This window comes from Aeromicrobium phragmitis (assembly GCF_003674095.1).
Taxonomy (GTDB): Bacteria; Actinomycetota; Actinomycetes; order Propionibacteriales; family Nocardioidaceae; genus Aeromicrobium; species Aeromicrobium phragmitis.
This window is the reverse complement of the sequence record NZ_RDBF01000049.1, coordinates 1-544: the sequence shown is the minus strand read 5'-3', so window position 1 is coordinate 544 and position 544 is coordinate 1. Positions and strand designations below refer to the sequence as shown.

At 69.1% G+C, this 544-nt stretch carries 1 protein-coding gene; it reads left to right on the top strand.

What is annotated here, in order from left to right:
* Positions 1–105 precede the first annotated feature (105 nt).
* The coding region (locus tag D9V41_RS17635; protein WP_166376086.1) for an AMP-binding protein at positions 106–544 on the top strand (439 nt) is incomplete at its 3' end.

Below are 544 nucleotides of genomic sequence, written 5' to 3'. Positions count from 1 at the left end.
GTGTTCACCGAGGAGGAGACCGCAGCCCTCGAGCCCGTCCGAACCGGGTGACCACGTCGCCTTCGCCGGTTCTACCCGGGGGTAACTTGTTGTTACACTCCCGGCATGAGCGATCTGGGCTACACCGTCAAGGTCCTGCGGCGCATTGGTCTGGTGTCGGTGCAGTCTCCGCTGCGGCTGGCCAAGGCCGGGTTCCATCTCGCCAAGTGGGGACCTGCGCTGCCGTCGGGCCTCAATGCTGCGGCGGCGCGCTACCCCGACCAGATCGCGATCATCGACGACGCCGGGCAGATCGCCTATCGCGACCTCGTCGCGGAGGTCAACCGGGTCACCGCGGCGCTCAAGGAGCGCGGCCTGCAGCCAAGCGACTCGATCGCGCTGCTCGCGCGCAATCACCGCTGGATGGTCATCGCGCTCATCGCGATCATGCAGCTCGGCGGCCGGGTGCTGCTGCTCAACACGATGGCGAGCCGCCCCCAGCCCCCCGACCCCGCGGCCCGCGAGGACGCCCGGCTGCTCATCGTCGACCAGGAGTTCCTCGGTG